The 26,605-nt window shown below is 66.7% G+C and carries 22 protein-coding genes; 14 read left to right on the top strand and 8 right to left on the bottom strand.

Annotated features, from left to right (window positions below; all coding sequences use genetic code 11):
* Positions 1-122: 122 nt before the first annotated feature.
* Positions 123-1,571 (bottom strand): TrkH family potassium uptake protein, encoded by a 1,449-nt coding sequence (locus G481_RS0112695; RefSeq protein ID WP_028030378.1) that lies wholly within the window; start codon positions 1,569-1,571, stop codon positions 123-125.
* Between the two features lie 206 nt (positions 1,572-1,777).
* On the opposite strand from G481_RS0112695, the gene truA reads away from it, so the two are divergent.
* Both truA and G481_RS0112685 read left to right on the top strand, forming a co-directional pair.
* Positions 1,778-2,563 (top strand): tRNA pseudouridine(38-40) synthase TruA, encoded by a 786-nt coding sequence (gene truA / locus G481_RS0112690; protein ID WP_028030377.1) that lies wholly within the window; start codon positions 1,778-1,780, stop codon positions 2,561-2,563.
* 284 nt (positions 2,564-2,847) lie between these two features.
* On the top strand, positions 2,848-3,462 hold the full coding sequence (locus G481_RS0112685; protein WP_028030376.1) for an outer membrane protein: 615 nt from the start codon (positions 2,848-2,850) through the stop codon (positions 3,460-3,462).
* Between the two features lie 43 nt (positions 3,463-3,505).
* Here the strand turns inward: G481_RS0112685 and dapA are convergent, their stop codons facing one another.
* Positions 3,506-4,378 carry a 4-hydroxy-tetrahydrodipicolinate synthase gene (gene dapA / locus G481_RS0112680; RefSeq protein WP_028030375.1) on the bottom strand — a complete coding sequence of 291 codons (873 nt, stop codon included), beginning with the start codon at positions 4,376-4,378 and terminating at the stop codon, positions 3,506-3,508.
* Between the two features lie 144 nt (positions 4,379-4,522).
* Between dapA and G481_RS0112675 the strand changes: the two genes are divergently transcribed.
* On the top strand, positions 4,523-6,472 hold the full coding sequence (locus G481_RS0112675) for a lytic transglycosylase domain-containing protein (protein ID WP_245594965.1): 1,950 nt from the start codon (positions 4,523-4,525) through the stop codon (positions 6,470-6,472).
* Here the strand turns inward: G481_RS0112675 and G481_RS0112670 are convergent, their stop codons facing one another.
* A complete protein-coding gene (locus G481_RS0112670) occupies positions 6,473-7,654 on the bottom strand; it encodes a hypothetical protein (protein WP_028030373.1) in 1,182 nt (393 codons plus the stop codon).
* Between the two features lie 105 nt (positions 7,655-7,759).
* Here G481_RS0112670 and smpB point away from each other — a divergent pair, with 105 nt between their 5' ends.
* A complete protein-coding gene (gene smpB, locus G481_RS0112665) occupies positions 7,760-8,230 on the top strand; it encodes an SsrA-binding protein SmpB (RefSeq protein WP_028030372.1) in 471 nt (156 codons plus the stop codon).
* Between the two features lie 267 nt (positions 8,231-8,497).
* Here the strand turns inward: smpB and G481_RS0112660 are convergent, their stop codons facing one another.
* Both G481_RS0112660 and sseA read right to left on the bottom strand, forming a co-directional pair.
* Complete coding sequence (locus G481_RS0112660) at positions 8,498-9,679, bottom strand: amino acid aminotransferase (protein WP_028030371.1); 1,182 nt, start codon at positions 9,677-9,679, stop codon at positions 8,498-8,500.
* 6 nt (positions 9,680-9,685) lie between these two features.
* The gene (sseA, locus tag G481_RS0112655) at positions 9,686-10,537 is read right to left on the bottom strand and encodes a 3-mercaptopyruvate sulfurtransferase (protein ID WP_028030370.1); all 852 of its coding nucleotides are present in this window, start codon (positions 10,535-10,537) and stop codon (positions 9,686-9,688) included.
* A 142-nt stretch (positions 10,538-10,679) separates the two neighbouring features.
* Between sseA and G481_RS0112650 the strand changes: the two genes are divergently transcribed.
* Positions 10,680-12,098, top strand: coding sequence for an amidohydrolase (locus G481_RS0112650; RefSeq protein WP_028030369.1), 1,419 nt, complete (start codon positions 10,680-10,682; stop codon positions 12,096-12,098).
* 217 nt (positions 12,099-12,315) lie between these two features.
* Here G481_RS0112650 and mepA read toward each other — a convergent pair whose 3' ends face one another.
* The gene (mepA, locus tag G481_RS0112645) at positions 12,316-13,206 is read right to left on the bottom strand and encodes a penicillin-insensitive murein endopeptidase (protein ID WP_028030368.1); all 891 of its coding nucleotides are present in this window, start codon (positions 13,204-13,206) and stop codon (positions 12,316-12,318) included.
* Complete coding sequence (locus G481_RS0112640; RefSeq protein WP_028030367.1) at positions 13,185-14,537, bottom strand: MFS transporter; 1,353 nt, start codon at positions 14,535-14,537, stop codon at positions 13,185-13,187. Before G481_RS0112640 ends, mepA begins: the two co-directional genes overlap by 22 nt.
* 225 nt (positions 14,538-14,762) lie before the next feature.
* Here G481_RS0112640 and G481_RS0112635 point away from each other — a divergent pair, with 225 nt between their 5' ends.
* From G481_RS0112635 to G481_RS0112625, 3 genes are all read left to right on the top strand, one after another.
* Positions 14,763-16,319, top strand: coding sequence for a D-aminopeptidase (locus G481_RS0112635; protein WP_051294512.1), 1,557 nt, complete (start codon positions 14,763-14,765; stop codon positions 16,317-16,319).
* Positions 16,320-16,418: 99 nt separating this feature from the next.
* On the top strand, positions 16,419-17,450 hold the full coding sequence (locus tag G481_RS0112630; RefSeq protein WP_028030365.1) for a DmpA family aminopeptidase: 1,032 nt from the start codon (positions 16,419-16,421) through the stop codon (positions 17,448-17,450).
* Positions 17,447-18,247 (top strand): M55 family metallopeptidase, encoded by an 801-nt coding sequence (locus tag G481_RS0112625; RefSeq protein ID WP_028030364.1) that lies wholly within the window; start codon positions 17,447-17,449, stop codon positions 18,245-18,247. Before G481_RS0112630 ends, G481_RS0112625 begins: the two co-directional genes overlap by 4 nt.
* Here G481_RS0112625 and G481_RS23710 read toward each other — a convergent pair.
* Positions 18,234-19,199 carry a LysR family transcriptional regulator gene (locus tag G481_RS23710; RefSeq protein ID WP_051294511.1) on the bottom strand — a complete coding sequence of 322 codons (966 nt, stop codon included), beginning with the start codon at positions 19,197-19,199 and terminating at the stop codon, positions 18,234-18,236. The two genes, G481_RS0112625 and G481_RS23710, sit on opposite strands and share 14 nt — an antisense overlap.
* A gap of 332 nt (positions 19,200-19,531) precedes the next feature.
* Between G481_RS23710 and G481_RS0112615 the strand changes: the two genes are divergently transcribed.
* From G481_RS0112615 to G481_RS0112590, 6 genes are all read left to right on the top strand, one after another.
* On the top strand, positions 19,532-21,157 hold the full coding sequence (locus tag G481_RS0112615) for an amidohydrolase (RefSeq protein WP_028030363.1): 1,626 nt from the start codon (positions 19,532-19,534) through the stop codon (positions 21,155-21,157).
* Between the two features lie 99 nt (positions 21,158-21,256).
* Positions 21,257-22,846, top strand: a complete 1,590-nt coding sequence (locus G481_RS0112610) for an ABC transporter substrate-binding protein (protein WP_211235202.1) — start codon at positions 21,257-21,259, stop codon at positions 22,844-22,846.
* A 97-nt stretch (positions 22,847-22,943) separates the two neighbouring features.
* Positions 22,944-23,879: an ABC transporter permease gene (locus tag G481_RS0112605; protein ID WP_028030361.1), complete on the top strand. Its 936-nt coding sequence runs from the start codon at positions 22,944-22,946 to the stop codon at positions 23,877-23,879.
* Positions 23,880-23,885: 6 nt separating this feature from the next.
* Positions 23,886-24,707, top strand: coding sequence for an ABC transporter permease (locus tag G481_RS0112600; protein ID WP_028030360.1), 822 nt, complete (start codon positions 23,886-23,888; stop codon positions 24,705-24,707).
* The gene (locus G481_RS0112595; RefSeq protein WP_028030359.1) at positions 24,704-25,606 is read left to right on the top strand and encodes an ABC transporter ATP-binding protein; all 903 of its coding nucleotides are present in this window, start codon (positions 24,704-24,706) and stop codon (positions 25,604-25,606) included. The genes G481_RS0112600 and G481_RS0112595 overlap by 4 nt, the downstream gene beginning before the upstream one ends.
* Positions 25,603-26,565: an ABC transporter ATP-binding protein gene (locus G481_RS0112590; protein ID WP_028030358.1), complete on the top strand. Its 963-nt coding sequence runs from the start codon at positions 25,603-25,605 to the stop codon at positions 26,563-26,565. The genes G481_RS0112595 and G481_RS0112590 overlap by 4 nt, the downstream gene beginning before the upstream one ends.
* Positions 26,566-26,605: the final 40 nt, after the last annotated feature.

Here is a 26,605-nt window from a genome sequence, read left to right as displayed (position 1 = left end):
TTGCCTGCCGGGGGCTCTCCCGGACAACCGATCGGGCCTTGCGTTCTGCCCGCAGTCTTTGCCTTTTTCCAAATACCCATTCAACGCCGGGGCCAGGTGCATCGGCCAACCCGAGGGCGACCCTAGCGCGACCAGAACCGTACGGTGAACAGAACGTAGACCGACAAGAGCTCGAGCCTGCCGACCAGCATTCCGGCGATCAGCAGCCATTTCGCGCTGGCGGGAAAGGCGTCGACCGCGCCGGTCGGGCCAACCATCGGCCCCCAGACCGGCCCGATATCGGCGATCGAGGTCCAGGCGGCCGTCAGCGCGGTGCGCGGCGGCAGGCCGGTCATCGACAGGGCCACTGCCAGCAGCCCGAAGCTGAGCACGAACATGGCGAAGAACACGATGACCGAGTTGATGACGTCTTCCTCGACCGTCCGGCCGTCCAGCCGCACCGGCTGCACCGAAAAGGGCATCAGGATCCGCCGGATCTGGGTGCGGATCGCCTGGAACATCACCAGATAGCGGAACACCTTGACCGAGCAGCCGGTCGACGATGTGCAGCCACCGATCAGCCCCACGATCAGCAGCACGACAAAGGGCATGTGCCCCCAAAGCAGCACATCACCGCTGCCATATCCGGTGCCACTGAAGATCGAGACGACGTTGAACACCGAATCGTGCAGCGTGTGAAGCACGGGTTCGCCATTGGCCAGAACCCGCCAGGCGACGATGGCGCCGATGGCATAGAGCGTCCAGCGCAGATAGGCCCGCACCTGCCCGTCCTGCCACATCGGCAGCGGGTGGCCCTGCATCAGCTGGATGAAGCGGATGAAGGGCAGCGTGGACAGGATCATGAACACCGCCGCCGCATAATGCAGCGCGTCGGAGAATTCGGTGAAGGACGTGTCGCGGTTCGAAAACCCCCCGGTCGAGACGGCGGACAGCGCATGAATCACCGCCTCGTATCCATCCATCCCCAGCAGCCAGAAGGTGGCGGCGCAGCCCAGCGTGATCAGCACATAGATCTGCACAAGCGCCGACGAGATATCCAGCGCGCGCGGCAGCACCTTGCCAAGGGTGTCGAACCCCTCGGCCCGGAAGAACTGCATGCCGCCGACCTTCATCACGGGCAGGAAGATCAGCGCGACGACCACGATGCCCAGCCCTCCCAGCCATTGCAGCATGGCGCGCCACAGGTTGGTGCCCAGGGGCAGGCTGTCGAGGCCGGTCAGCACCGTGGTGCCGGTAGTGGTCATGCCCGACATGGATTCGAACATCGCATCCGTCAGCCCGACGCCCGGCGCCCCCAGCATCAGCGGCAGGGCGCCAAAGGCCGGCAGCACGATCCACACGCCGGTCGTCAGCACGAAGGATTGCCGCAGGCTCAGCCCGCTGCCGGTCCCGTTCGCGCAGGCAAGTGCAAGAAGCAGCCCGCAGACAAAGGTCACCGCAGCAGATTCGGCAAAGGCGGCCCAGTTCGGGTTTCCGGCGGCCAGATCCAGCGCCATGGGAAACAGCATCAGAACGCCAAGCGTGGCGGTCAGCAGGCCAATGACATATCCGACGGGGCGCAGGTCCAGCATGTCCGCAGGCTTGGCGTCCCCGGCGGGGGCTGTCAAGCAGGGCCTTGCCGCGTGACCGGCCCGCGGGCTAGACGGGCGACGGTTGCGCCTGTTGCGCGGGCAGACCGGGGGGCAAACCCCATGCCGATTGGGTCTTGAACCGATGGCGGACACTCGGCATCCCGTCGCGGGATGGTTCTGGACAGCTGAGGGGGCAGGAAACGCCGATGCCGCGCTATGCCTTTGTGGTGGAATATGATGGCGGGCCGTTCTGCGGCTGGCAGCGGCAGGCTGGCGGTCTGCCCTCGGTGCAGGGCGCGCTCGAGGCGGCGCTGGCACGGATTGATGGCGCGGCGCCGGTCGTGGCGGCGGCCGGGCGGACGGATGCCGGGGTGCATGCGACGGGGCAGGTGGCCCATGCCGATCTGACGCGCACCTGGGATCCGTTCCGCCTGCAGGGCGCGCTGAACCACCATCTGCGGCCCGATCCGGTCGCGGTGCTGGCGGTGGCCGAGGTGGACCCCGACTTTCACGCCCGGTTCTCGGCCATAGAGCGGCGGTACATGTTCCGCCTGCTGTGCCGGCGCGCGCCGGCGACGCATGACCGGGGGCTTGTCTGGCAGGTGCCGCATCCGCTTGATGTGGCGGCGATGCGTGCGGGGGCGGCGCATCTGATCGGGCTGCATGATTTCACGACGTTCCGCGCGACGATGTGCCAGGCGAAAAGCCCGGTGAAATCGCTGGACGAGATCACCATCACCGAAGTTGCGGTGCCGATGGGGACCGAGCTGCGGATCGCCTTGCGCGCGCGCAGTTTCCTGCACAACCAGGTGCGCTCGATCGTCGGAACGCTGGAGCGGGTCGGGGCCGGCGCTTGGGCGCCCGAGGATGTGAAGCGCGCGCTGGAGGCGCGGGACCGCGCGGCCTGTGGCCCGGTCTGTCCGCCGCAGGGGCTGTATCTGGCCGGTGTGGGCTATCCGCTGGACCCGTTTGCCGGGGTCGCGCGCAGGTAGGGTGCAGGCCTTCCGGTGCAAGGCGGCGCACGCCGGCGTGATCGGCAGGCAGGCCCGGCCGGCGGAAACCTGCCGGTTTCGCCCAGCCCGGATGCGCTGCTATTTGCTTGAAAAACCACATCAATTTTTCCTGATCTACGGAACCCTTGCCCGCCTGTCAGGGTTTCCTAGCTGTGCCGGACGCGGCCGTGGCACCCGCGGGGCTGGCAGACATGTGCCGCCCCGCCCTGGCACCCGGGCCGCAGATCAACGCTTCTGACGAGGCGCAAGATACAGGTGATGAGATGAAAAATATCCTTCTGTCCGCTGCCGTCCTGACGGCGACCGGGGCCGCTGCCCAGGCTGGAGGCCCCGTGCAAGCCGCGCCCGAACCCGTTCTGGCGCCGGTCGAACAGCCCGCACCGCAGTTGAGCTTTGGCAACTGGCAAGGCGGCTATGTCGGCGCCAACCTGAACTGGGGCAAGAACCCGATCTCGGGCTTTGTCGACGATCCCTCGGGGGCAAGTGGTGCGCTGCGCGGCGGCTATGACTGGCAGGCCGGGCGCACCGTGTATGGTCTGGGCGCCGAATACGACTTTGGCAAGCTCAAGGGCAGCAATGGCGCCGGCGCGGCTGCAGAGGTTGGCAAGGCCGGGACTGTCTATGGCCGTCTGGGGTATGATGCCGGGCCCTGGCTGCCCTATGCGCTGGCCGGTTATACCTGGGCCGATGGCCAGTCGGGGGCGACCAGCGCCAACCTGGATGGCTACACCCTGGGCCTGGGCGTCGAGCGCAAGTTCAACGACCGTTTGAGCGGCTATGCCGAATACAACTATTCCGACTTTGGCAAGGTCGCGGCCTTTGGCGGGTCCAAGGTGGAAACCCAGAAGGTCAAGCTGGGTGTGAACCTCCGGTTCTGAGGTGGAAAGGGGCGCCGCTGGCGCCCCTTTTCGTATCCTGCTGTCAGATCAGCCCGGCGTGGCGCATCGCGGCCTTGATCCGGTCCTTGGTGCCCTCGGTCAGGCCGACCAGCGGCAGGCGCACCTCGTCGGAACACAGGCCCAGAACCGACAGCGCATATTTCGCGCCGACCAGGCCCGGCTCGATGAAGATCGCCTCGTGCAGCGGCATCAGGCGGTCCTGATAGTCCAGCGCGGTCTTGTAATCGCCCCGCAGGGTGGCCTGCTGGAATTCGGCGCACAGTTTCGGCGCAACGTTCGCAGTGACCGAGATGCAGCCGACGCCGCCATGGGCGTTGAAGCCAAGCGCCGTCGCATCTTCGCCCGACAGCTGGATGAAGTCGGGGCCGCAGGTGATGCGCTGCTGGCTGACACGTTCCAGCTTGCCGGTGGCATCCTTGACGCCGATGATGCGCGGCAGTTTCGCCAGCTCGCCCATGGTTGCCGGGGTCATGTCGATGACCGACCGCGGCGGGATGTTGTAGATCACGATCGGCAGGTTGCAGGCATCGTGCATCGCGGTGAAATGCGCGATCAGCCCGGCCTGGGTCGGCTTGTTGTAATAGGGCGTCACCACCAGCGCGGCATCGGCGCCGGCCTTTTCGGCAAAGCGGATCAGGCGGATGCCTTCGACCGTGTTGTTCGACCCGGCACCGGCGATCACCGGCACGCGGCCGGCGGCGGCCTGAACCACGGTTTCGATGACGGTCTCGTGTTCTTCGTGGCTCAGCGTCGGGCTTTCGCCCGTGGTCCCCACCGGAACTAGGCCGGTCGAGCCTTGCTCGATGTGCCATTCGACAAGTTTCTTCAGCGTATCCAGATCCAGTTCGCCGTTCTTGAACGGCGTCACCAGTGCAGGCATGGAGCCTTTGATCATGGCACGCTCTCCTTGAGAATGGGGCCTGAATCGCCCGAGGTTGGAACGCGCCCTTCCTAGCCGCGCAACGGGGCGTTGCCAAGCGGGGGGCTGGCGGGTTTGTGTGTTGCGGTTGCCGTGCGGGCCGGGGAAAATGGCGCCATGATGCGCGCCCTGACCGTTCTGCCCGCCCTTGCCCTGTCTGCCATGCTGTCGCTGTCGCCTGCCTTGGCGCAGACCGATCCGTTGCGCGCTGCGCTGGATCTGGCAGGGCGCAAGGATTGGGCAGCGGCGGCCAGCACGGCGGCGCCCCTGGGGCCCGTGGCGGCCGATCTGGTCGAATGGCAGCGCCTGCGCGAGGGCGAGGGGTTTCTGGGCGATTACGAATCGTTCCTCAAGCGCCGGCCCGACTGGCCGGGGCTACCGCTGTTGCAGGCCAAGGGCGAGGTCGCGGTCGCTCGCTCGACCACGCCGGGGCGGGTGATCGACTGGTTCGGCACCCGCGATCCGGCAACGGCGGATGGTGCGGCGGCCCTGGCCCGCGCGCTGCGCGCCAGCGACAAGGGCGATCAGGCCGATGCCATGCTGCGCCGCCTGTGGGTCAGCCTGCGCCTCGACGATGCCGAACAGGCCGCCCTGCTGGCCGAGGCGGGCAAGGCGCTGGACCTGAAGGCGCATCAGGCGCGGATGGACAACCTGCTGTGGGATGGCCGCTTCACCGAGGCGCGGCGCCTGATGCCGCTGGTGGATACGGGCTGGCAGAGGCTGGCCGAGGCCCGCATGGCCCTGCGCGAGGACCGCGACGGGGTGGACCGGCTGATCGAGCTGGTTCCCCAATCCCTGCAGTCCGATGCAGGGCTTGCCCATGCCCGGTTCGAATGGCGCGCCCGCAAGGGCCGGACCGAAGGCGCGGCGGCGATCTTGATGGAACGCTCGCGCTCGGCCGAACTGCTGGGGCGGCCCGAGGCCTGGGCCGGCCGGCGCGCCACCCTGGCCCGCGCCCTGTTGCGCCAAGACAACCCCAAGCTGGCCGAACTGGTGGCCGCCAGTCACCACCTGCAAGCCGGTGGCGACCGGGCAGAGCTGGAGTTTCTGGCCGGCTTCATCGCGCTGCGGTTCAACAAGGATCCGGCCGCAGCCCTGCGGCATTTCCAGGCGCTGGGTGACATCGTGTCGACGCCGATCTCGGTCTCGCGGTCCGAATATTGGCAGGCGCGCGCGCTGGAGGCCCTGGGCCGCACGGACGAATCGCAGGCCGCCTATGCCCGCGCGGCGCGGCACCAGACTGCCTATTACGGGCTTCTGGCTGCCGAGGCACTGGGGCAACCGCTGGATGCGGCGTTGGTCTCGCCCCCGGCTGCACCTGACTGGCGCAAGGGGGCGTTCCTGAACGCCTCGGTCACCGAGGCGGCGCTGCTGCTTTACAAGGCAGGCGATGCGGCGCTGGCGCGGCGGTTCCTGCTGCACCTGGCCGAAGGGCAGGATGCGGCGGGGCTGGCCGCCATGGGGGCCTTTGCACTGGACAAGGGTGATGCGCATCTGGCGGTGCTGATCGGCAAACAGGCGGCTGCGCGCGGGATCATCCTGCCGGGTATCTATTACCCCGATCCTGACCGCTCGCTGTTGCCCGATGGGCTGGCGGTGGAACGGCCGCTGGCCTTGGCCATTGCGCGGCGCGAAAGCGAGCTGTTGCCCGAGGCGGTCTCGCCCGCCGGCGCGCTGGGGCTGATGCAGCTGATGCCGGGCACGGCGAAGCTGATGGCGCAAAAGCTGGGCCTGCCGCACCGGCCCGGGTCGCTGACCACCGATCCGGCCTATAATGCGACGCTGGGCTCGGCCTATCTGGCGCATCTGGCCGAGGAATTCGGTCCCTCGATCGCGCTGCGGGCGGCGGGCTATAATGCGGGGCCAGGGCGGCCGCGCGCCTGGGTGACCGAATTCGGCGACCCCCGGCAGGCTTCGGTCGACGTGGTGGACTGGGTGGAAATGGTGCCCTTTACCGAAACCCGCACCTATATCATGCGGGTGGTCGAGGGCGTTGCGATCTATCGCGCCCGGCAGGCGCCGGGCAAGACGGTGTCGGTGACGGCCCTTTTGCGCGGCACGGGCGGCTGATCAGCCGAACTGCTGATTCAGCCGCCAGACCCCCCAGGCCAAAGGAATGGCCGCCAGCCCGCCGATCACCCAGGTCAGCGGCTGATCGCCAAAGCTCTCGAACGCCTGGGTATAGGCGTGGATCGCCCCGAAGGTGACAGCCGCGTTGAACAGCCCGCGCCGCAAGGTATGTGCGGCCCAGATCGCGCAGGCAGCCAGCAACGCGGCCCAGACCAGCGAAAAGACCCCTTCGGGAATATGCAGCGCATGGTCGTGGAACGCGGTGCGGCCGGCCCAGACGGCCTCCCAGTCGTTCGGGTGCTGCGCGCGCAGCGCCGTCATTGCGAAACTTTCGCCCACCGTATCACCCCAGAGCGAGCCGACCAGAAAGCACAGGTTCGCCACGATGAAGGCCATGATGGCAAACATGCCGGCGTGGCGCTCGTCCCGCTCGGGCCGCCTTGCCATGATCCACAGGCACAGCGCGATGGCGGCCGCCATTTGCAAAATGCTCAGCGTGGGTTCGGGCGAATAGAACACATAGGCAGCGTGAAAATAGAACGTGCCAGTGTCCAGCGCCTGGGCAAAAGGCACGATCGCCAGCGCCGTCAGGGCCCGCACATCCACCAGCCAGCCCACCCCGGCCACCAGCAGCGCGGCGTAAAGGTTCAGCAGCATGACGGGAGCGCCGCTGATCTCATGGGCTTGCCCCAGCAGATAAAGCCCGGCCAGATGCAGCCCGACCCCGGCGACGATCAGAAATCCGGTGACAAAGCGCAAGGCCGAGGGGCTGGTCTGATGCGCGGCCAGGGCGACCAGTGCCAGAACCGCCCCGGCCATCAGAAAGACCAGCCCGGCGCCCGAAGGCTCCAGCCGGGTCAGCGCTTCGGTGACGCCGCCGCCGATCAGCATTCCGGCACCGATCAGCGCGGCGGCATGACCAAAGATGCGCAAAGTGGCCGCCAGGGACGCCAGAACGATCACGCCGATGGCCAGCAGCGCCAGCCCGACCCCGGCCACCGTCACGGTATCGGCCAGCAGAACCACCAGACCGGCCGCGGCGGCCAGAACGCCCCCGGCCAGCAGCACATTGACCGCCAGCGTGATCATCGCCGCCCGCGAGCGCGCGCGGATGGTGTCGGCCTGCCCCGGCGTCAGAACGCCATCGCGCACCAGCGTATCCAGATCGGCGACCACGGCCATGGGTGTTCTCCCTTGCACTTGACGCTTGCAGCTTTGCACCAGCATTGGCCCGGCACAAGCGCGCCACTGGACTTGCGGGCATGGCTCGCCTATCTCGGAGCGGTCATGCAGAAGAAACACGATCCCAACAGCAAGCTGATTGCCGAGAACCGCCGCGCCCGCTTCGATTACTTCATCGAAAGCGAGATCGAGGCCGGCATCGTGCTGACCGGGTCCGAGGTCAAGGCGCTGCGCACCGGGCAATCGAACATCGCCGAAAGCTATGCCTCGGTCGAAGGCGGCGAGCTGTGGCTGATCAACGGCTATATTGCCTCGCTGCAACAGGCCGGCGTCTTCGGGCACGAGGAACGGCGCCGGCGCAAGCTGTTGGTGTCCAAGCGCGAGTTGTCGCGGCTGTGGCAGGCCGTCGGGCGCGAAGGAATGACCATCGTGCCGCTGCGGATGTACTTCAACGACCGCGGCATCGTGAAACTGGCACTTGGCGTGGCCAAGGGCAAGAAGGTCGCCGACAAGCGCGACACCGAGGCCAAGCGCGACTGGAACCGCCAGAAACAGCGCCTGCTCAAGCAAGGCTGACCGCGCTCTCCCGCAGGTCGGACGCCGGGCCAGCCCGGCTTCTCCCTTTGGGCCGGGCGCCGCGCGTTCCGCGCGGCGTGCCTCCGGCGGGGGTATTTGGAAAAAGGCAAAATGGAGGGCGTGGTCGGGGAAGACGGGTTCGGCACTGGTCTGATGGCTGATCGTGCCTGCGCCATTTCGCCTTGAAGGAAATATCCTCGGGTGGTTCCAAGGAGGGCAGACTGCCCTCCTTGGCGGGGGTGCGGGGGCTGGCCCCCGCTGCCCGGCTCAGATCACCGCCGCGATGGCACGGGCGAGAAGCGGAACGCTGTCCTTGTTCAGCCCTGCAATATTGATCCGGCTGTCACCCACCATGTAGATCGCGTGATCGGCGCGCAGGCGGGCCACCTGATCCGGTGACAGGCCAAGGCGCGAGAACATGCCGCGATGGCGGGCAATGAAATCGAAGCGGTCCGAGTTGGTCAGCCGGCGCAGTTCGTCCGCCAGTTGCTGGCGCAGGCCGAGCATGGAGAGGCGGATCTCTTCGAGTTCGGCTTTCCAGTCGGCGGTCAGATCGGGGCTGCCCAGCACGGTCTGCACCAGCCGCGCGCCGTGATCGGGCGGGAAGGAATAGTTCAGCCGGTTCAGCATGGCGAGATTGGCCTGCACCGTGGCGCGGTCGGCGCCTTCGGGCACCACGGCCAGCAGCACGCCCACCCGCTCGCGGTAGACACCGAAGTTCTTTGAGCAGGAGGCGGCGATCAGCAGCTCGGGCAGGCGGCGTGCCAGAAGGCGGGTTCCGTAGGCGTCATCCTCGAGCCCGTCGCCGAAGCCCTGATAGGCGATGTCGATCAGCACGGTCAGCTTGCGGCCTGCCAGCGCCTCGGCCAGCTGGTCCCACTGGGCCGGGGTAAGGTTGGCGCCGGTCGGGTTGTGGCAGCAGCCGTGCAGCAGCAGCACGTCGCCATCGGGAATCGCGGCGATATCGGCCAGCATTCCGGCAAAGTCCACGCCGCCGGTCGCGTTGTCGAAATAGCGGTAGCTGGCCGGCTTGAGGCCCAGATCCGCGACGATGGCCGGGTGGTTCGGCCAGGTGGGATCCGACATCCAGACGCTTGCGCCGGGGGCGGTCTTGTGGATCAGATCGAAGGCGATGCGCAGCGCGCCGGTGCCGCCGGGGGCGGCTGCTGCCGCCAGCCGCGACGCAGGCACCGCATCGCCCAGCACCAGCCCCGCCATGGCCGCATGAAACCCGGGATCGCCCGCAAGGGCGACATAGGTCTTGGTCGTCTCGGCGTCCCACAGCCGTTTGCCCGCCGCGCGCACGGCGCGCATGATCGGGGTATGGCCGGTGGCATCCTTGTAGACGCCGACGCCCAGATCCACCTTGACCGGGCGCGGATCGTCACGGAACAGCGCCATCAGCTGGATGATCTTGTCCTCGGGCTGCGGCTGGAGACGTTCGAGCATGGTGCCTTATCCCTTTTCGACCGGCAGGTCGTCGTACATGCCCCATTCGGTCCAGGACCCGTCATAGAGCGCATGGTTGCGCTGGCCCATCCGTTCCAGCGCAAGGCTGAGAATTGCGGCCGAGACGCCCGATCCGCAGGTGGTGATGACGGGCTTGGTCAGGTCGACCCCGGCGGCGTCAAAGACGCTGCGCAGTTCCTCGGGCGATTTCATCGTGCAATCGGCGGACAGCACCTGTTGCCACGGCACATTGCGCGAGCCCGGGATATGGCCGCTGCGCAGGCCGGCGCGCGGCTCTGCCTCGGTCCCGGCAAAGCGGCCGGGGCTGCGGGCGTCGATGATCGCATGGCTGCCAAGTTTCGAGGCCTGGGCGACCTGGGTCACATCCTTGACCAGGCCGGCCTGGCGCGAGACGGTGATGTGGCGATCGCGCATGATCGGGGGCATGTCCTCGACCGGGCGGCCCTCGGCGAGCCATTTGGGGAAGCCGCCGTCCAGCACGGCCACATCGGCCTTGCCCATCAGCTTGAAGGTCCACCAGACGCGCGGGGCCGAGAAGATGCCCATGCCGTCATAGACGACCACCTGATGCCCGTCGCCGATGCCCATGGCGCGCATCCGGCTGATGAATTTCTCGGCCGGGGGGGCCATGTGGGGCAGCGGGCTGCGGGTATCGGCGATCTCGTCGATGTCGAAATAGCGCGCGCCGGGGATGTGGCTGGCGTCGTATTCCGCCTTGCCGTTGCGGTTCATGGCGGGCAGATACCATGACGCATCTATGACCCGCAGGTCGGGGTCCTTCAGATGCGCCTCGAGCCAGTCCGTGGACACAAGCGTCCGGGGGTCGTCAATCGCCATCGCGGCCTCCCTTGCAATCAGCTCTTCCTAGCCGCAGGGGCGTTGCAGGGCAAGCCGTGCAGGCGGGCCATGGACATTCCCGTTCGCGCGCGGTTCATTCAGGTCGGGGAGCCGCCCAGTCTGCCGCCGAACGGAGAACATCATGCAGAACACGTCCGAAATTCCCTCGCTTGTCGAGGCTCACAAGGAAGATCTGATCGGGCTGGCCGACCGGGTCTGGGGCATGCCCGAGTTGCTGTATGGCGAATTCAAGTCCTGCGCCGAACATACCGCGATGCTGAAGGCCAAGGGGTTCCGTGTGACCGAGAACGTCGTGGGCATTCCGACCGCCGTGATGGGCGAGGCGGGCTCGGGCGGGCCGGTCATCGCGATTCTGGGCGAATACGATGCCCTGCCGGGGCTGAGCCAGGAGGCAGGTCTCGACTATCGCAAGGAGGTCGAGGCCGGCGGCAACGGGCATGGCTGCGGGCACAACCTGCTGGGCTCGGCCGCGCTGCTGGCGGCTTGTGCCGTCAAGGACTGGCTGGAGGAAACCGGCACGCCGGGCCGCGTGCGCTATTATGGCTGCCCGGCAGAAGAGGGCGGGGCGGCCAAGGCCTTCATGGTGCGCGACGGGGCGTTCGACGATGTGGATGCGGCGGTGACCTGGCACCCCAGCTGCATGACGCGGGTGGATGATCCGCTGGCGCTGGCCAACACGCGGATGGATTTCACCTTTACCGGCCGGGCCGCCCATGCTGCCGCGACGCCGCATCTGGGCCGGTCGGCGCTGGATGCGGTGGAACTGATGTCGGTGGGCGTGAACTACCTGCGCGAACATGCGCCGCAGGATGCGCGGATCCACTATGCCTATCTGGAAACCGGCGGCACCGCTCCGAACGTGGTGCAGGCCCGCGCCAAGGTGCGCTATTCGATCCGGGCGCTGAAGCTGGCCGAGATGCTGTCCTTGGTCGAGCGGGTGAAGAAGGTCGCCGAAGGTGCCGCGCTGATGACCGAGACCAAGGTCGAGGCAAAGATTTTCTCGGCGGTGTCGAACCATCTGGAAAACCTGACGCTCGACCGTGCCATGCAGAGTGTGCTGGACGAGATCGGCGGGGTTCCCTTTGACGACGAGGACCGCGCCTATGCCCAGCGGATCCGCGCGACCCTGAGCGAGAGCGATATTGCCAGCGAATGGCGCGCCGTCGGGCAGATGCCGCAGATGGAGGTTCCGCTGTGCGACTGGGTGGTGCCGATGCGTCCGGGTGGCGAGGTGATGATCGGCTCGACCGATGTGGGGGACGTGACCTGGAAGGTGCCGACGACCGAGGTTCTGGTCGCGACCTGCGCCATCGGCACGCCGTTCCACAGCTGGCAGCTGACGGCGCAGGGCAAGTCGGGCATGGCGCACAAGGGCATGACCCATGCCGCCAAGGCGATGGGCCGGCTGGCGCAAAAGCTGCTGGCGGATGCGGGGCTCTTGGCCGAGGCCAAGGCGGAACATGCGCAAAGGCTGGCGGTGACGCCCTATACCTGTCCGCTGCCGGCCGATCTGGCGCCGCCGCTGGTGCCCCGGCCCTGAGGTCTTGCCGCGCCTTTGCCATCCTGCGGGCATCGCGGGGTGGCGGGCGTTGAACGGGTATTTGTGGAAAGGTGAAAGGGCAGGCCGCGGCGCGGGTGGCAGGCCGGGTATGGGTATTTGGGGCAAGATGATGCCCGCGCGGTCCGTGGGTCCGTCAGCGTGGATCGGGCGGTCCGGCGGGTGGCGTCTTGCGGCCCGCCGGAGCGCGCGGCCGCCATCATTGCGAGGACAGCACCGTGGCGCATTGGGCCGGAAGGTCGGCCATGGTGTAGTCGCGCGGGCCGCGCGGGCGAGGTTGCGGGTCTTTTTTCTTTTTCGGGTCGGCCTTGGGCGGGTTGAGATACTCCGTTACCCACCACATCAGCGTGTCGTCGCAGCCGTTGCCGCCCTTGGACAGTTGCGCAACCGTGGGGCTTTGCGTCTCGCAGCCTGCCGATCCGGCGGGGCATTTCAGCCGGACGTGGAAATGCGTGTCATGGCCATAGATCGGGCGGATTTTCTGGAGCCATCTCGTATCGGTGCTGGTCGCGGTCTTGCACATCTCGATCTTGACGGCGGCGGCGACGAAGATGCGATCGACCCGATCGTCCAGGGCTGCGGCGCGCATGATGGCCTGATGCGCAGCGGACCAATGGCTGGTCACGCTGCGCTGGTCGGCGCTGCGCACGGGGATCGAACTGATCTTTTCACGCTCGGCCCGAGAAAGGTTCAGACGGGTGGCCGGCAGCATCCAGATATCGGCATCCAGCCCGATCTGGTGGCTGGCATGGCCTGAGGTCATCGGCCCGCCGCGCGGCTGGCTGATGTCGCCGATGTAAAGGCCGCGCCAGCCGTTGCGGGTGGCTTCGGCCGAGAGATCTTGCAGGAAGCGGATCATCTCGGGGTGGCCCCAGTTGCGGTTGCGCGACAGGCGCATCGCCTGCCAGGTCGGGCCGGTTTCCGGCAGCTGCACCAGACCGGCCGCGCAGCCCTTGGCATAGCTGCCGATGGCGGCCGGCTGGTGCCGGCTGGCTGTCTTCATCGCGCCGAACAGCTGGTTGGCCTTGGCCTCGGCCAGCGCGGTGCCGGGGGCCAGAAGGGCCGCGATCAGGAGGAGGGTGCGGACCATGTGTCTTTGTCTCCGTTGGGTTTGACGAAGACTAGCAGAGACAGGCCGATGACAAAAAGCACGATGAGCGGAATGATGCCCAGCTGCTGGCTGCCCGTGATCTGGGTGGTGACGGCGATCGACAGCGGCGCGATCCAGGACATGGCCTTGCCGGACAGGGCGTAAAGCCCGAACGCCTCGGTCATGCGGCTGGGGTCGGCCTGGCGTACCATCATGGTGCGGCTGGCCGATTGCAGCACGCCGCCGCCCGCGCCGATCAGGCAACCAAGGACATAGAAGGCGATGTCGGGCAAGGCGCTTTCGGGGCCGACGGCAAGGCCGAACACTGCCTCGCGCCCGACATAGACGATGCCAAGGCAGACCAGCGCCAGCAGCACGACCGAGGCGAAGATGACCGGCTTGGGCCCAAGGCGGCTGTCGGCCTTGCCGCCCAACCAGGCGAAGATCGCCCCGGTGATCGCGGCCAGGATGCCGAAGACCCCCACCTCGGTCACCTCCCAGCCCAGGACCCCTGCGGCGTAGATGCCGCCAAAGGTGTACATGCCGTTCAGCGCATCGCGGTAGAAGGTCGAGGATACCAGATAGGCCAGTAGGCTGCGATGTTTCGGCAGGTCGCGGATGGTGGCAACGGTTTCGGGAAACGCCCCGCGCGCGGCGGCCACAATGCCGATGCCGGGGCGTTTGGGTTCGCGCACCCACAGGAAGAACGGGATCATGAACACCGCGAACCAGATGGCGGTGAAGGGCCCGACAAAGCGCGTGCCCTCGCGCGTGGTGGGGTCGAGGCCGAAGAGCGGCTCAAGGCCGATCAGCGTGCGGCCCGAGGTCTCGCCTTCGGCGAAGAACAGCAGCATGATGGCCAGCGCCAGAACGCCCCCGACATAGCCAAAGGCCCAGCCCGAGCCGGAGATGCGGCCCAGGTCCTCGGGCGGGGCAAGGTCGGGCATCATGGCGTTGGTGAAGGTGGTCGCGAATTCCATGCCAATGAGGCCGATGCAGAAGGACAGCATGACCAGCCAGACGTTGAAGTCCTGCGGCGCGGCCCACCACAGGCCCCAGGCCCCGACGAAATACATCAGCGAGAACAGCCAGATGAAGGCCATGCGCCGCCCCGCCCTGTCGGCGATGGCGCCCAGCAGCGGCGAGGCAAGGGCGATCAGCACGCCGGCCGCGCCGACGCCATAGCCCCAGACGGTCTGGGCGGCAGAGCCGTCGCCCATGACCTTGACCACATAGGGGCCGAAGATGAAGGTCAGGAGCAGGGTGTTGTAGGGCTGGCTGGCCCAGTCAAAGAACCACCATCCCCAGATCCGCCGCCGTGTTTCGGTCATCCTGTCCCCCTGGCCCTGGCCGTGGCGCGATCAAACAGGGTGGCGCAGGGCTTGGCAAGCGAAGCTTTCGCGGCGGCCGCGGGCAGGGGGGGCGCTGCCCCAAGGGTCGCGTGCCGCGCCCCTTTCCCCGGGATATTTTCGGACAGATGAACGGGCGCGGGCGGGTGCTGGACATTGCCGGGGGTCTTGGTCAACCTGCGCGCGATCTGGTGGATGGGGAACAGAATGGTGGATGTTGCGGCGGTCGAGGCGGTGATGGCGGCGCTGCCGGGACGGTTCCGGGGGCCGGGCGGGGTTGCCGGCGTTCTGCACGAGGGGCAGGTCGTGGCGGCGACGGCCTGGGGCCATGCCGATCTGGGGCGCCGCAAGGCCATGACGCGCGCAACGCGGCTGCCGGTCTGTTCGATCACCAAGCAGTTCACCTGTGCCGCCGTGCTGGGCGCGGTCGGCGCGCCCGAGGCGCTGGACGGCGGCTTGCCTGCGCTGATGCCGCGGTTTCAGGGCGCGCTGCCGACCGTGCGGGACTTGTGCAACAACCAGTCGGGGCTGCGCGACTATTGGGCGCTGACCGTCTTGCAGGGGGCGCGGGCCGAACAGACCTTTGGCCGCGCCGATGCGGCGCCGCTGATCGCGCGCTATCGGACCGGGCATTTCGCGCCGGGCACCCGCTATTCCTATAGCAACGGCAACTTCCGCATTCTGGCAGACCTGCTGGAGCAGGCGACGGGCGAGGATATGGCCAGCCTTTACGCCCGCCACATCTGGCAGCCCGCCGGGATGGAAACGGCGGTTCTGGCCGCCGATACCCGCCACCCTGCCGATGAGGTCGTGGGGTATGAGGGGAACATCCTTACCGGGTTCGTGCCGGCCGACAACGGGATCTGGTGGATGGGCGATGCTGGAATGGCGGCCTCGCTGGACGACATGCTGGCCTATGAGCGGTGGGTGGATGCCGGCCGCGACACCCCGGAGGCGATCTATTCCCGGCTGGCCGAGCCGCAGGTGTTCCGCGATGGAACGCCGGCAAGCTACAGCTCTGGCCTGTCGCATTCGACGGTGGCGGGGCAGCGGTTCACTGGCCACGGCGGGGCGCTGCGGGGCTTCCGGTCCTATCGGATGTATTGCGCCGAACAGCGGCTGTCGGTGGTGGTGATGTTCAACCACCAGGCAGACGCCCAGGGGGCGGCCCAGATGTTGGCCAAGGCCGCGCTGGGCTGGACCGATCCGGCGCCGCTGGCGTTGGAACCCGGCTGGCAGGGGCGCTGGATCTGCCCCGAGACCGGCCTGACCGCGCGGCTGGAGCCTGGCGCGGCCAGTGTCGTGATGCGCTTTGGCACCTCGCCCGAAGAGCTGCGGCAGCTGGCGCCGGGGCGGCTTGGGTCGGCGCATGTGACACTCGAGCGGCAGGGCGATCGGCTGCTGATGCGGCGGCCGCTGGAAAATCTGGTGACGATGCTGGAGCCCGTTGCCCCGGTCGATGTGGCGGATGGGGCCGAGATCGCGGGACGCTATGCCTCGGACGAGCTGGGCGCCGAGATGGTGATCGAAGCGAACGGCCCTGCGGTCGCCGTCTGGTTCGATGGCATGTTGGGGCAGGGACCGGCCGAGCTGGCCATGCCTGTCGGTCCTGACCTGTGGATTGTCTCGACGCGCCGGTCGATGGATGCGCCGGCACCGGGGGACTGGACCTTGCAGATCCGCCGCGACGGGGCGGGCCGGGTGGCGGGCGCGCGGCTGGGCTGCTGGCTGGCGCGGGGGCTGGACTATCGGCGGACCGCCTGAGCCGGGGTCATGCGGTTCCGGCATGGCCCGTTGCGCAAAGGGTATTGGCCAGCGCCCTGCGGCGCGGTCAGTTTGCCGGGGATCAGGAAAGGGGACGTCATGGCGACCGCGCGGGAACTTGGGCTTGTGATCGGCGGACTGCCTGCGGGCGCGCTGAATGCGATTACCGACGTGCCGGGGGTTGCCGTTGGCCATCAGACGCTGAACGGCGGCGCTCTGGCCACCGGGGTCACGGCGATCCTGCCCCATGACGGCGATCCCTTCCGCCAGAAGGTGCGCGCAGCGGTCGAGGTGATCAACGGCTTTGGCAAATCGGCCGGGCTGATGCAGGTGGCCGAGCTGGGCACGCTGGAGACGCCGATCCTGCTGACCAACACCTTCGGCGTTGCGGCCTGCACCGAGGCGCTGATCCGCCGGGCGATCGCGGCAAACCCTGACATCGGGCGCAAGACCTCGACCGTGAACGCGGTGGTGTGCGAATGCAACGATGGCGGGATCAGCGACATTCAGGCGCTGGCCGTGACGCCGGACGATGCCCATGCCGCGCTGGATGCGGCGCGGGGCGGCCCGGTGGCGCAAGGCGCGGTCGGCGCCGGCACGGGGATGACCTCGTTCGGGTTCAAGGCGGGGATCGGCACATCGTCGCGGCTGATTGGGATCGGCGGGCAGGATTACACGCTGGGTGCGCTGGTGCTGGCGAATTTCGGGGCGGCGGGCGATCTGGTGCTGCCCGATGGCCGGCGCCCGGATCCGCGATCCATGCCCGAAGGTGACAAGGGATCGGTCATCGTGGTTCTGGCCACCGACCTGCCGCTGGGCGACCGGCAATTGCAGCGCGTCGCGCGGCGGGGCGGGGCGGGGCTGGCGCGGCTGGGGGCGTTCTGGGGCCATGGCAGCGGCGATCTCTGCCTGTGCTTTACCACCGCCGATCCGGTGGCCCATGCGCCCAAGACCTTTACCCCCGTCACCCGGCTGGACGATGGCCGCATCGACCTTGCCTTTCGCGCCGCCGCCGAGGCGACGCAAGAGGCGGTGCTGAACGCGCTGTGTGCCGCCCCCGCCACCCTGGGCCGCAATGGCCGACTTTACCCCGCGCTGGCCGACTGGCTGAAGGAGAACGCGCCGACATGAAGGTCTTTATCTCTGCCGATATGGAAGGCACTGCCGGAATTGCCAACTGGAACGAGGCCGACCGCGACCATCCCGATTATGCGCAGTTTCGCGACCTGATGACCGCCGAGGTCGTCGCGGCCTGCGAAGGCGCACGGGCCGCCGGGGCATCCGAGGTGGTGGTGAAGGACGCCCATGAAAGCGGGCGCAACCTGATGATCGACCGCCTGCCCGACTATTGCCGGGTGATCCGCAGCTGGTCGGGCCATCCGGATTCCATGATGTTCGGCCTGGCGCCCGATTTCGCGGCGGCGATCTATACCGGCTATCATTCCAAGGCGGGAACCGAGGCGAACCCGCTGGCGCATACTTCGAATCTGCGGATCTCGCGGCTGATGCTGAACGGCGAGGTGGCCTCGGAGTTCACGGTCAATGCGCTGTGCGCGGCGCGCTATGGGGTGCCTTCGGCGCTGATCGCGGGGGATGCCGGGATCTGCGCCGATGCCCGCGCCATGGTGCCGGGGATCGGCACGGTGGAAACGCTGGAAGGGTTCGGGCCTGCGACGGTCTCTCTGGCGCCGGCCCGCGCCCGCGCCGCGATCCGCGAAGGGGTCGAGGCGGCCTTGCGCGGCGATCTGTCGGGGCGGCTGCCTGCGACGTCGGATCGCTATGAGGTGGTGATCGAGTTCGTGAACCCGATCGACGCCTATCGGGCCAGCTGGTATCCCGGCGCGCGCAAGCATGGGCCAAGGGCGGTGGCCTTTGACGCGGTGGAGTTCTTTGAAATCCAGCGCGCGCTGCGCTTCATGAATAGCTAGGCGCGCGGCCACCAGACATCGCCCCGCGGGCCAGCACATCGGCGGCGGATTGCCAGAGCGTCTCGACCGGGCGGCTCTGGCTTTCGCGGTGGCGATACAGGCGGATCTCGAGGTCCATGGTCCAGTTGTCGTCCATCGTGGCCCGGACCAGCCGCCCGGCGGCAATATCGTCCTGGACCAGGCTTTCGGGCAGCCAGCACAGCCCGTTTCCAGCCAGAGTCAGCATCATCAGCCCGGCGCTGATGGTATTTTCGTGCACGGTCCGGCGGCGAAAGGGCGGGCGCGTCGCAAACAGCCGCCCCAGCGCCACCCCGAAGAACGAGCTGAACCCGTAGCTCAGATAGGGCAGTGTCAGCTTGCCGTTCACCGCCCGGTCCAGCAGCCCCGCCCCCCGGTGCACGACCCCGCCGATGCGGATCTCGGGCGCCACCATGGGCAACAGACGATCATGCCCGATGGTCATGAAGCCGAACCGGGTCTGTTCCAGGTGGAACGGCACCTGATTGTGGGCGTAGGTCAGCAGGAAATCGGCCTCGCCCTCGACCAGGGCGGACAGGTTCGCCTCAAGCCCGCCACGGTCGGGGATGAACGAGGTGCGCAGGTCCGGGGCGCTGGCCTCCAGCGCCCGCAGCCAGTGCGGAAAGAATGACAGCGTCAGCGTATGCAGCGCGGCAAAGCGGACCAGCCCGGCCTCGGCAATCGGGCGCAGGGTCTCGCGCGCGGCATAGAAGGTGCGGATGGTTTCCTGGGCAACCGGCAGGAAACTGCGCCCCGCCGGCGTGAGTTCCGCGGGCATGGTGGCGCGGCTGATCAGCGATGCGCCAAGCCAGGTTTCCAACTGCTTGATTCTGCGGCTGAAGGCGGGCTGCGTGACGTTGCGCACCTCGGCCGCGCGGGAAAAGCTGGAATGTTCAGCCAGGGCGACGAAATCTTCCAGCCATTTGATTTCCATCCTGCACCCCCCCTGCTGCGCAGGATCTGTTGATGTGCCATGCTGCAACCATCTGGAATCGCACGGCTATGTTAGAATGGCATAATGACGTGTCAAAAGCGAATTGGCCATCGCGATATTCCCCCGCCACGCTGCACCCATAACAACAGAAAGCCGGAAACAGGCTTTCGGGTCCAACGGACGGGAAGGGATGATCCAGGTCGAACGCAGTTCCATGCGTGCCGCCAACGCGGCCGTACCTGTTGCCGCGCCTGAGGCACGGAAGGGCAGGGCTCTTGCGGTCGGCAGATCAACGTCGGGCCAGCACCTTCACTGTTTTCGGGAGAACCTTCTTGTCCATCAAGATTGAAGCCGACTGCATCTTGCTGAACGGTCGCATCTGGCGCGGCCGGGCCGATGGGGTCTGTCAGGCGCTTGCCATCTGGCAAGGCAAGATCATCGCCAGCGGCAGCGATGACGATATCCTGTCCCTGAAAGGGGCGGGCACGCAGGTCATCGACCTTCAGGGCCGGTTCGCCTGTCCGGGGCTGAACGACAATCACCTGCACCTGCTGTCGACCGGCCTTGTGATGGGCATGGTCAATGTCACGCCCGACGCGGTGCCGACCCTGGCCGCGATGAAGGCCGCCATCGCAGAGCGGGTTGCACAAACGCCGAAAGGCGGCTGGGTGCTGGCGCGCGGCTATGATCAGGTCAAGCTGGATACCGGCGTTCACCCGACGCGCGCGGATCTGGATGCGGTCGCCCCTGACCATCCGGTCCTGGTGACGCGGGCCTGCGGGCATATCGCCATCGCCAATTCCCGCGCGCTGGAGCTGGGCGGCGTGACCGAGGCGACCCCGGTGCCCGAGGGCAGCGTGATCGGCATGACCGGCAACCGGCTGAACGGTCTGCTGGCCGAAAACGCCATCGGCCTTGTGCGCCGCGCGATCCCCGCCCTGTCCGAGGATCAGCTGGTCGATGCCATCGAGGCGGGCGGCCAGCATCTTCTGTCCTTCGGCATCACCAGCTGCATGGATGCGGCCGTCGGCCAGATCGGCGGGCTGCGCGAAATCCGCGCCTACGAGATCGCCAAGCTGACCGGGCGCCTGCCGGTGCGGGTCTGGCTGACGCTGATGGGCGATCCGGGCCGGTCCATCGTTGACGAATGCCACGCCATGGGCCTTGTGACCGGCGCGGGCGATGACATGCTGCGCATCGGCGGGGTCAAGCTGTTCCTGGATGGCTCGGCCGGCGGGCGCACCGCCTGGGTCAGCAAGCCCTATCGGGACGAGCCGGACAACCTGGGCGTGCAGATGTTGCCGACCGATCAGGTCGAGGCGCTGGTGCAGGATTTCCACGACCGCGGCTATCAGATGGCCTGCCATGCCATCGGCGATGCGGCAATCGAACAGATCATCACCGCCTATGAAAAGGCGCTGGCGAAAACGCCGGCCCCCGACCGGCGCCACCGGATCGAACATTGCGGCTTTCTGGCGCCCGATCACAATGCGCGCATGAAGGCGGCGGGCATCTATCCGGCGGGCCAGCAGGCCTTCATCCATGATTTCGGCGACAGCTATATCGCCGTGATGGACGAAGAACGCGCCTTGTCGTCCTATCCGGCCGGCACCTGGATGCGCATGGGGATGAAGCCTTCGACCGGGTCGGATTCGCCGGTCTGTTCGCCCAACCCGTTCCCGGATTTCCATTCCATGGTGACGCGCCAGACCTGGCGGGGCACGGTGATGGACGCGAACGAATGCCTGACGCGCGAGGAAGCCTTGCAGGCCTATACCGAATTTGGCGCCTATTCGCAAAGCGCCGAAACGGTCAAGGGCCGGCTGGTGCCGGGCCAATGGGCCGACATCGCCGTCTTTGACAACGACCTGCTTGAGGCGCCGCTGGACACGATCAAGACAGGCACCCGCTGTGTGCTGACCCTTTTGGGCGGCCGCGTGGTGCATGACGCGCGATAAGACTTGCCGGGGCGGCCCGACCGGCCGCCCCGGCACGCCAAGACCACCGGGCCCTGCGGAAAAACCGCAGGCCCAAACCAACGGGAGTATAAGAATATGATGAAAAGCCTTTCACTTGCCGCGATGCTCAGCCTTGGGGTGGCCAGCGCCGCGCTGGCGCAAGAGCCGCGCCACGGCGGCACCTTCAATTTCACTGCGCCCTATGGCTCCAGCTTCTCGACGCTGGATACGCAGGCCAGCCCGAACATCCAGGAACACTTCCTGACCTTTGCGATCCACCGCAGCCTGTATTCGTGGGATTCGATCGGCAACAAGCCGGTGCTGGAACTGGCGGATTCGGTCGATGTGTCGGATGACGGCCTGACCTATACCTATCACCTGAAGAAGAACGCGGTCTTCCACAACGACAAGCCGTTCACCGCAGATGACATCATCTTCAGCTACAAGCGCATCGGCCTTGGGTCGAACGCGCTGCCGGGTGCCAGCTATCTGAACATCATCAAGGGCATGGCCGAATACAACTCTGGCGCCGCGCCCGAGATCGAAGGCCTGAAGAAGATCGACGATCACACGCTGGCCATTACCCTGTCGGCGGCCGGCAACCCCGGCTACAACCTGATGGAGGCCACCACCTCGATCTATCCGTCGAACGTCGATGTGGCACAGCAGGCGATCAAGCCGGTCGGTCTGGGCGCCTTCGTGTTCAAGGAACATGTCCCCGGCTCGCAGATCGTGGTCGAGAAGTTCGACAAGTATTACGAGGAAGGCAAGCCCTACCTGGACCGCGTGAACATCATCGTCATGGCCGAAGGGTCGGCCCGCGACGTGGCCTTCCGCAACAAGGAAATCGACGCCTCGATCCTGGGGCCGGTGCAATATTCGGAATACCAGGCCGATCCTGCGCTGAAGGACCATATCCTTGAAGTCGCGGAAACCTTCACCCGCAACATCGGCTTCAGCCAGACCCAGGTCGAGGCGTTCAAGGACAAGCGCGTCCGTCAGGCCGTCAACTATGCGATCAACTCGGACCTGATCATCCAGAAGCTGGTCAAGAACAAGGCCGTGCGCGCGGTCGGCTGGCTGCCGGTCGGCTCGCCGGCGTTCGACGACAGCGCCAAGCCCTATCCCTATGACCCGGAAAAGGCCAAGGCCCTGCTGAAGGAAGCCGGCTATGAGAACGGGTTCGAGTTCGAAGTGACCGCCACCCCCAACGAAAGCTGGGGCGTGCCGATCGTCGAGGCGATCCTGCCGATGCTGAAACAGGTCGGCATCACGGTCCGGCCGCGTCCGGTCGAATCGGCGGCGCTGGGGGGCACGGTGTCCTCGGGCAACTTCCAGGCCTATATCTGGTCGAACCTGACCGGCCCCGATCCGCTGACGGTGATGCGCTGCTTCTGGTCCAAGACGGCCCAGTCGGCCTGCAACTACACCAACTACTCGAACCCCGAGTATGACAAGATCTACGAGGCCGCCCGCGCCGAGAAGGATCCGGCCAAGCAGACCGAACTGCTCAAGCAGGCCAACAACTTCATCCAGGAAGAAGCGCCGGTCTGGTTCTTCAACTACAACAAGGCCGTCATGGCCTATCAGCCCTGGGTGCATGGTCTGGTGCCGAACGCGACCGAGCTGGCGCTGCAGCCCTATGAAGACGTCTGGATTGACGACACGGCCCCCGCGTCGCGTAAATGATCCGGACGGCCGCGGGTGAGGGCCCGCGGCCACCCTTCGCCAGCGCGCGGACCCGGCGGGTCCGCGCGTCCCATGGGGCTGCAACCGGAAAGACCGAATGCTTCGCTTTACCATCCGCCGGATCTTTCAGATCATTCCGACCGTCATCGTGGTGGCCCTGCTGATCTTCGTGATCTTCAGCGTCGTCCCCGGAAGTTTCGCAGCCAGCCTGTTTTCCGATGGCAAGACCAATGCCGACCCCAAGCTGATCGCGCAGCTGAACGAACAGTTCGGGTTGAACAAGCCGCTGCATGAACGCTTCTTCACCTATATGTGGGATCTGGCGCGGTTCGATCTGGGCACCAGTTTCCGCACGCGCCTGCCGGTGATCGACATGATCAACGACCGGATCTGGGCCAGCCTCAAGCTGGCCATTGCCGCGATGGTCTTTGCCATCGTGATCGGGGTTCCGCTGGGCTTCATGGCCGCGATGCGCCCCGGCTCGGTGCTGGATACGGTCACGATGATCGGCGCGGTGTCCGGCCTGTCGCTGCCGCAGTTCTGGCTGGGTCTTCTGATGATGATGCTGTTCGCGCTGCAACTGAACTGGTTGCCCAGTTTCGGCTATGGCGACGGGGCTTTCCGAAACCTGGTGCTGCCCGCGATGGCGCTGGGGGTGACGCCCCTTGCGCTGCTGGCCCGCACCACGCGGGCCGGGGTGCTGGACGTGATGAACGCCGATTTCATCCGCACCGCCCATGCCAAGGGCATGAGCGAGCCGCAGGTGGTGCGCTGGCACGTCGCCCGCAACGCGCTGGTGCTGATCGTGACAACCGTTGGCCTGCAATTCGGATCCCTGATCGGGCAGGCCGTGGTGATCGAGAAACTGTTCGCCTGGCCGGGTATCGGCTCGCTGCTGGTGGACAGTGTGGCGATCCGGGACATCCCGGTCGTGCAGGGCACCATTCTGGTGATCGTGCTGTGGTTTCTGGTGATCAACACGGCGGTGGACCTGATCTATGCGGCGATCGACCCGCGCATCAAGCAGGGGTGAGCGGCAATGAAGCTGGGTTTCAACATTTTCCTTGGCGGCTTCCTGACGCTGCTGGTGGTCTTTGGCGGTCTGTTCGCCCATTGGCTGGCGCCGTTCGATCCGGTGCTGGACGCGAACCTGATGAACGCGGAAATGCCGCCTGACACCGAATTCTGGTTCGGCACCGATGCACAGGGCCGCGATGTCTATAGCCGCATCCTCTATGGCGCGCAGATCTCGCTGACGGTGGGGATCGTCTCGCAGCTGATCAACACGGTGATCGGGGTCGTGCTGGGCATGACCGCCGGCTATTGGGGCGGCTGGTGGGACGATTTCGTCAACGGGCTGACCAATGTGATGCTGGCCATCCCCTCGCTGATCTTTGCGCTGGCCGTCATGGCGGTGCTGGGGCCGGGCCTTGTGTCGCTGCTGATCGCGCTTGGCCTGACGAACTGGAGCTGGACTTGCCGGATCGCGCGCTCGTCCACCCTGTCGCTGAAATCGCAGGGCTATGTGCAGGCGGCACAGACGCTGGGCTATTCGGACCTGCGCATCATGTTCACCCAGATCCTGCCCAACATGATGGGGCCGATCCTGGTGATGGCCACGCTGGGCATGGGCGGCGCCGTGCTGTCCGAGGCGGCGCTGTCCTTCCTGGGCCTTGGCATCCAGCCGCCGTTCCCGTCGTGGGGCTCGATGCTGACCGACGCGCGCGAGATGATCCGTGTCGCCCCCTGGGCGGCGATTTTCCCCGGTGTTGCGATCTTCCTGTCGGTGCTGGGCTTCAACCTGCTGGGCGACGGGCTGCGCGACAGTCTTGACCCCCATATGAGGACGCGCAAGCTATGACGGCCCCGCTTCTCGACATCCGCAATCTTTCGCTGGCGGTGCCGCATGGGCGGTCGTCATTCCCGATCCTGCGCGAGGTTTCCTTTCAGATCATGCCCGGCGAAGCCTATGGGCTGGTCGGGGAATCCGGGTCGGGCAAATCCGTCACCTCGCTGGCCACCATGGGGCTTTTGAAAAAGCCGCTGAAGGTGACGGGGGGCGAGATCCTGTTCCAGGGTCGCGATCTGCTGAAACTGGGGCGGCGCGAGATGCGAAAGCTGCGCGGCGACCGCATCGCCATGATCTTTCAGGAACCGATGACGGCGCTGAACCCGCTGGCGACCGTCGGGCGCCAGATCGCGGAAATGTATGTGCTGCATCAGGGGAAAAGCTGGGACGAGGCTGGCAAGCTGGCGATCGAGGCGCTGGCCTCGGTGCGGGTGCCCAACCCGGACCGGCGGGCAACGAACTATCCGCACCAGATGTCGGGGGGCCTGCGCCAGCGCGTGATGATCGCCATGGCGCTTGCGTGCAACCCTGACCTTCTGATCGCGGATGAGCCCACCACCGCGCTGGACGTCACCGTTCAGGCCGAGGTGCTGAAGCTGATCCGCGAGCTCTGCGCCGAACGCGGCACGGCGGTGCTGCTGATCTCGCATGACCTTGGGGTGATTGCGGAAATGTGCCAGCGCGTCGGCGTCATGTATTCCGGCTGTCTGGTCGAGGAAAACGAGACGCGCGAGCTGTTCCTGAACCCTCAGCATACCTACACCAAGGGTCTTCTGGGTGCGCTGCCCCGGCTGGGCAGCCGGCTGGAACATGGCCGGACGCGGCTGGTCGATATTGACAGCATCATCCCGGATCGGTCTGTCCTGACCCAGACGCGATTCATCGCCCCGCGGCCGGAGGTGACCCAATGAGCGCGCCCATTCTGGAAATCGACGATCTTCATGTGCAGTTCCCGGTCTCGGGCGGTGGCTTTCTGGGGGCGGGTCGCAAGATCCTTCATGCGGTCAACGGTCTGTCGCTGGATTTGCACAAGGGGGAATGCCTGTCGCTGGTGGGCGAATCCGGCTGCGGCAAGTCCACGACTGCGCTGGCGGTCATGGGGCTGCAGGAACCGACCTCGGGCAGCATCCGCTTTCGGGGTCAGCCGTTTTCCGGCCCTCAGGCCCCGGCGCGGATGGATCGTGCCAAGGCGGCGCAGATCGTGTTCCAGGACCCCTATGCCTCGCTGAACCCGCGCCAGACCGTGTGGGGCGCGCTGGCCGCCCCGCTGCGGCTGCATGGGGTGACGGCCAAGTCCGAAGTGGACGACCGGATCGAGGCCTTGCTGAAAAGCGTCGGCCTCTCATCGGAACAGGGGCGGCGGTTCCCGCATGAATTCTCGGGCGGGCAACGCCAGCGCATCGGCATTGCACGGGCGCTGATCCTTGGGCCGGAGATCGTCGTGCTGGACGAGCCGGTTTCGGCGCTGGATGTGTCGATCCGGGCGCAGATCATCAACCTGTTGCTGGATTTGCAGGATCAGTTCGGCCTGTCCTATCTGATGATCAGCCACGATCTGAGCGTCGTCGAACATATGAGCGACCGGGTCGCGGTGATGTTCTTTGGCCAGATCGTCGAATCCGGGCCATGGCAGGCGATCTTTGCCAATCCGATCCATCCCTATTGCCGCCGGTTGATCGCAACGATCCCCGACCCCGAGGTGATCCTTGGCCGCAGCCGCAAACCGACCGATGGGGCGCAGCCTGAACCGCCCGCCGGCTGGCGCTTTGCCGATGACGGGCTGAATGCGCCCGATCTGACGAAACCGCCGGTTCCGTCAGAACTGGTCGAGGTCGAGCCGGGCCATTTCGTGCGTCTGGCGCGGGCATAGGGCCGCCGCCCCCCATGAATGACAACGGCCCGCCAGTTCT

The organism is Gemmobacter nectariphilus DSM 15620 (assembly GCF_000429765.1).
In the GTDB taxonomy this organism is placed as follows: domain Bacteria; phylum Pseudomonadota; class Alphaproteobacteria; order Rhodobacterales; family Rhodobacteraceae; genus Wagnerdoeblera; species Wagnerdoeblera nectariphila.
This window is presented reverse-complemented; position numbering and strand designations above follow the sequence as displayed.

Bases quoted from the DNA above. Each gene is read 5' to 3' on its own strand.
- G481_RS0112590 (WP_028030358.1), top strand. From the start codon at position 25,603: ATGAGCGCGCCCATTCTGGAAATCGACGATCTTCATGTGCAGTTCCCG.
- G481_RS0112625 (WP_028030364.1), top strand. From the start codon at position 17,447: ATGAAGGTCTTTATCTCTGCCGATATGGAAGGCACTGCCGGAATTGCC.
- G481_RS0112670 (WP_028030373.1), bottom strand. From the start codon at position 7,654: ATGGCCGTGGTCGCCGATCTGGATACGCTGGTGCGCGATGGCGTTCTG.
- G481_RS0112630 (WP_028030365.1), top strand. From the start codon at position 16,419: ATGGCGACCGCGCGGGAACTTGGGCTTGTGATCGGCGGACTGCCTGCG.
- G481_RS0112635 (WP_051294512.1), top strand. From the start codon at position 14,763: ATGGTGGATGTTGCGGCGGTCGAGGCGGTGATGGCGGCGCTGCCGGGA.
- truA (WP_028030377.1), top strand. From the start codon at position 1,778: ATGCCGCGCTATGCCTTTGTGGTGGAATATGATGGCGGGCCGTTCTGC.
- G481_RS0112595 (WP_028030359.1), top strand. From the start codon at position 24,704: ATGACGGCCCCGCTTCTCGACATCCGCAATCTTTCGCTGGCGGTGCCG.
- G481_RS0112650 (WP_028030369.1), top strand. From the start codon at position 10,680: ATGCAGAACACGTCCGAAATTCCCTCGCTTGTCGAGGCTCACAAGGAA.
- sseA (WP_028030370.1), bottom strand. From the start codon at position 10,537: ATGGCGATTGACGACCCCCGGACGCTTGTGTCCACGGACTGGCTCGAG.
- smpB (WP_028030372.1), top strand. From the start codon at position 7,760: ATGCAGAAGAAACACGATCCCAACAGCAAGCTGATTGCCGAGAACCGC.
- mepA (WP_028030368.1), bottom strand. From the start codon at position 13,206: ATGGTCCGCACCCTCCTCCTGATCGCGGCCCTTCTGGCCCCCGGCACC.
- G481_RS0112640 (WP_028030367.1), bottom strand. From the start codon at position 14,537: ATGACCGAAACACGGCGGCGGATCTGGGGATGGTGGTTCTTTGACTGG.
- G481_RS0112660 (WP_028030371.1), bottom strand. From the start codon at position 9,679: ATGCTCGAACGTCTCCAGCCGCAGCCCGAGGACAAGATCATCCAGCTG.
- G481_RS0112600 (WP_028030360.1), top strand. From the start codon at position 23,886: ATGAAGCTGGGTTTCAACATTTTCCTTGGCGGCTTCCTGACGCTGCTG.
- G481_RS23710 (WP_051294511.1), bottom strand. From the start codon at position 19,199: ATGGAAATCAAATGGCTGGAAGATTTCGTCGCCCTGGCTGAACATTCC.
- G481_RS0112610 (WP_211235202.1), top strand. From the start codon at position 21,257: ATGAAAAGCCTTTCACTTGCCGCGATGCTCAGCCTTGGGGTGGCCAGC.
- dapA (WP_028030375.1), bottom strand. From the start codon at position 4,378: ATGATCAAAGGCTCCATGCCTGCACTGGTGACGCCGTTCAAGAACGGC.
- G481_RS0112685 (WP_028030376.1), top strand. From the start codon at position 2,848: ATGAAAAATATCCTTCTGTCCGCTGCCGTCCTGACGGCGACCGGGGCC.
- G481_RS0112605 (WP_028030361.1), top strand. From the start codon at position 22,944: ATGCTTCGCTTTACCATCCGCCGGATCTTTCAGATCATTCCGACCGTC.
- G481_RS0112695 (WP_028030378.1), bottom strand. From the start codon at position 1,571: ATGCTGGACCTGCGCCCCGTCGGATATGTCATTGGCCTGCTGACCGCC.
- G481_RS0112675 (WP_245594965.1), top strand. From the start codon at position 4,523: ATGCGCGCCCTGACCGTTCTGCCCGCCCTTGCCCTGTCTGCCATGCTG.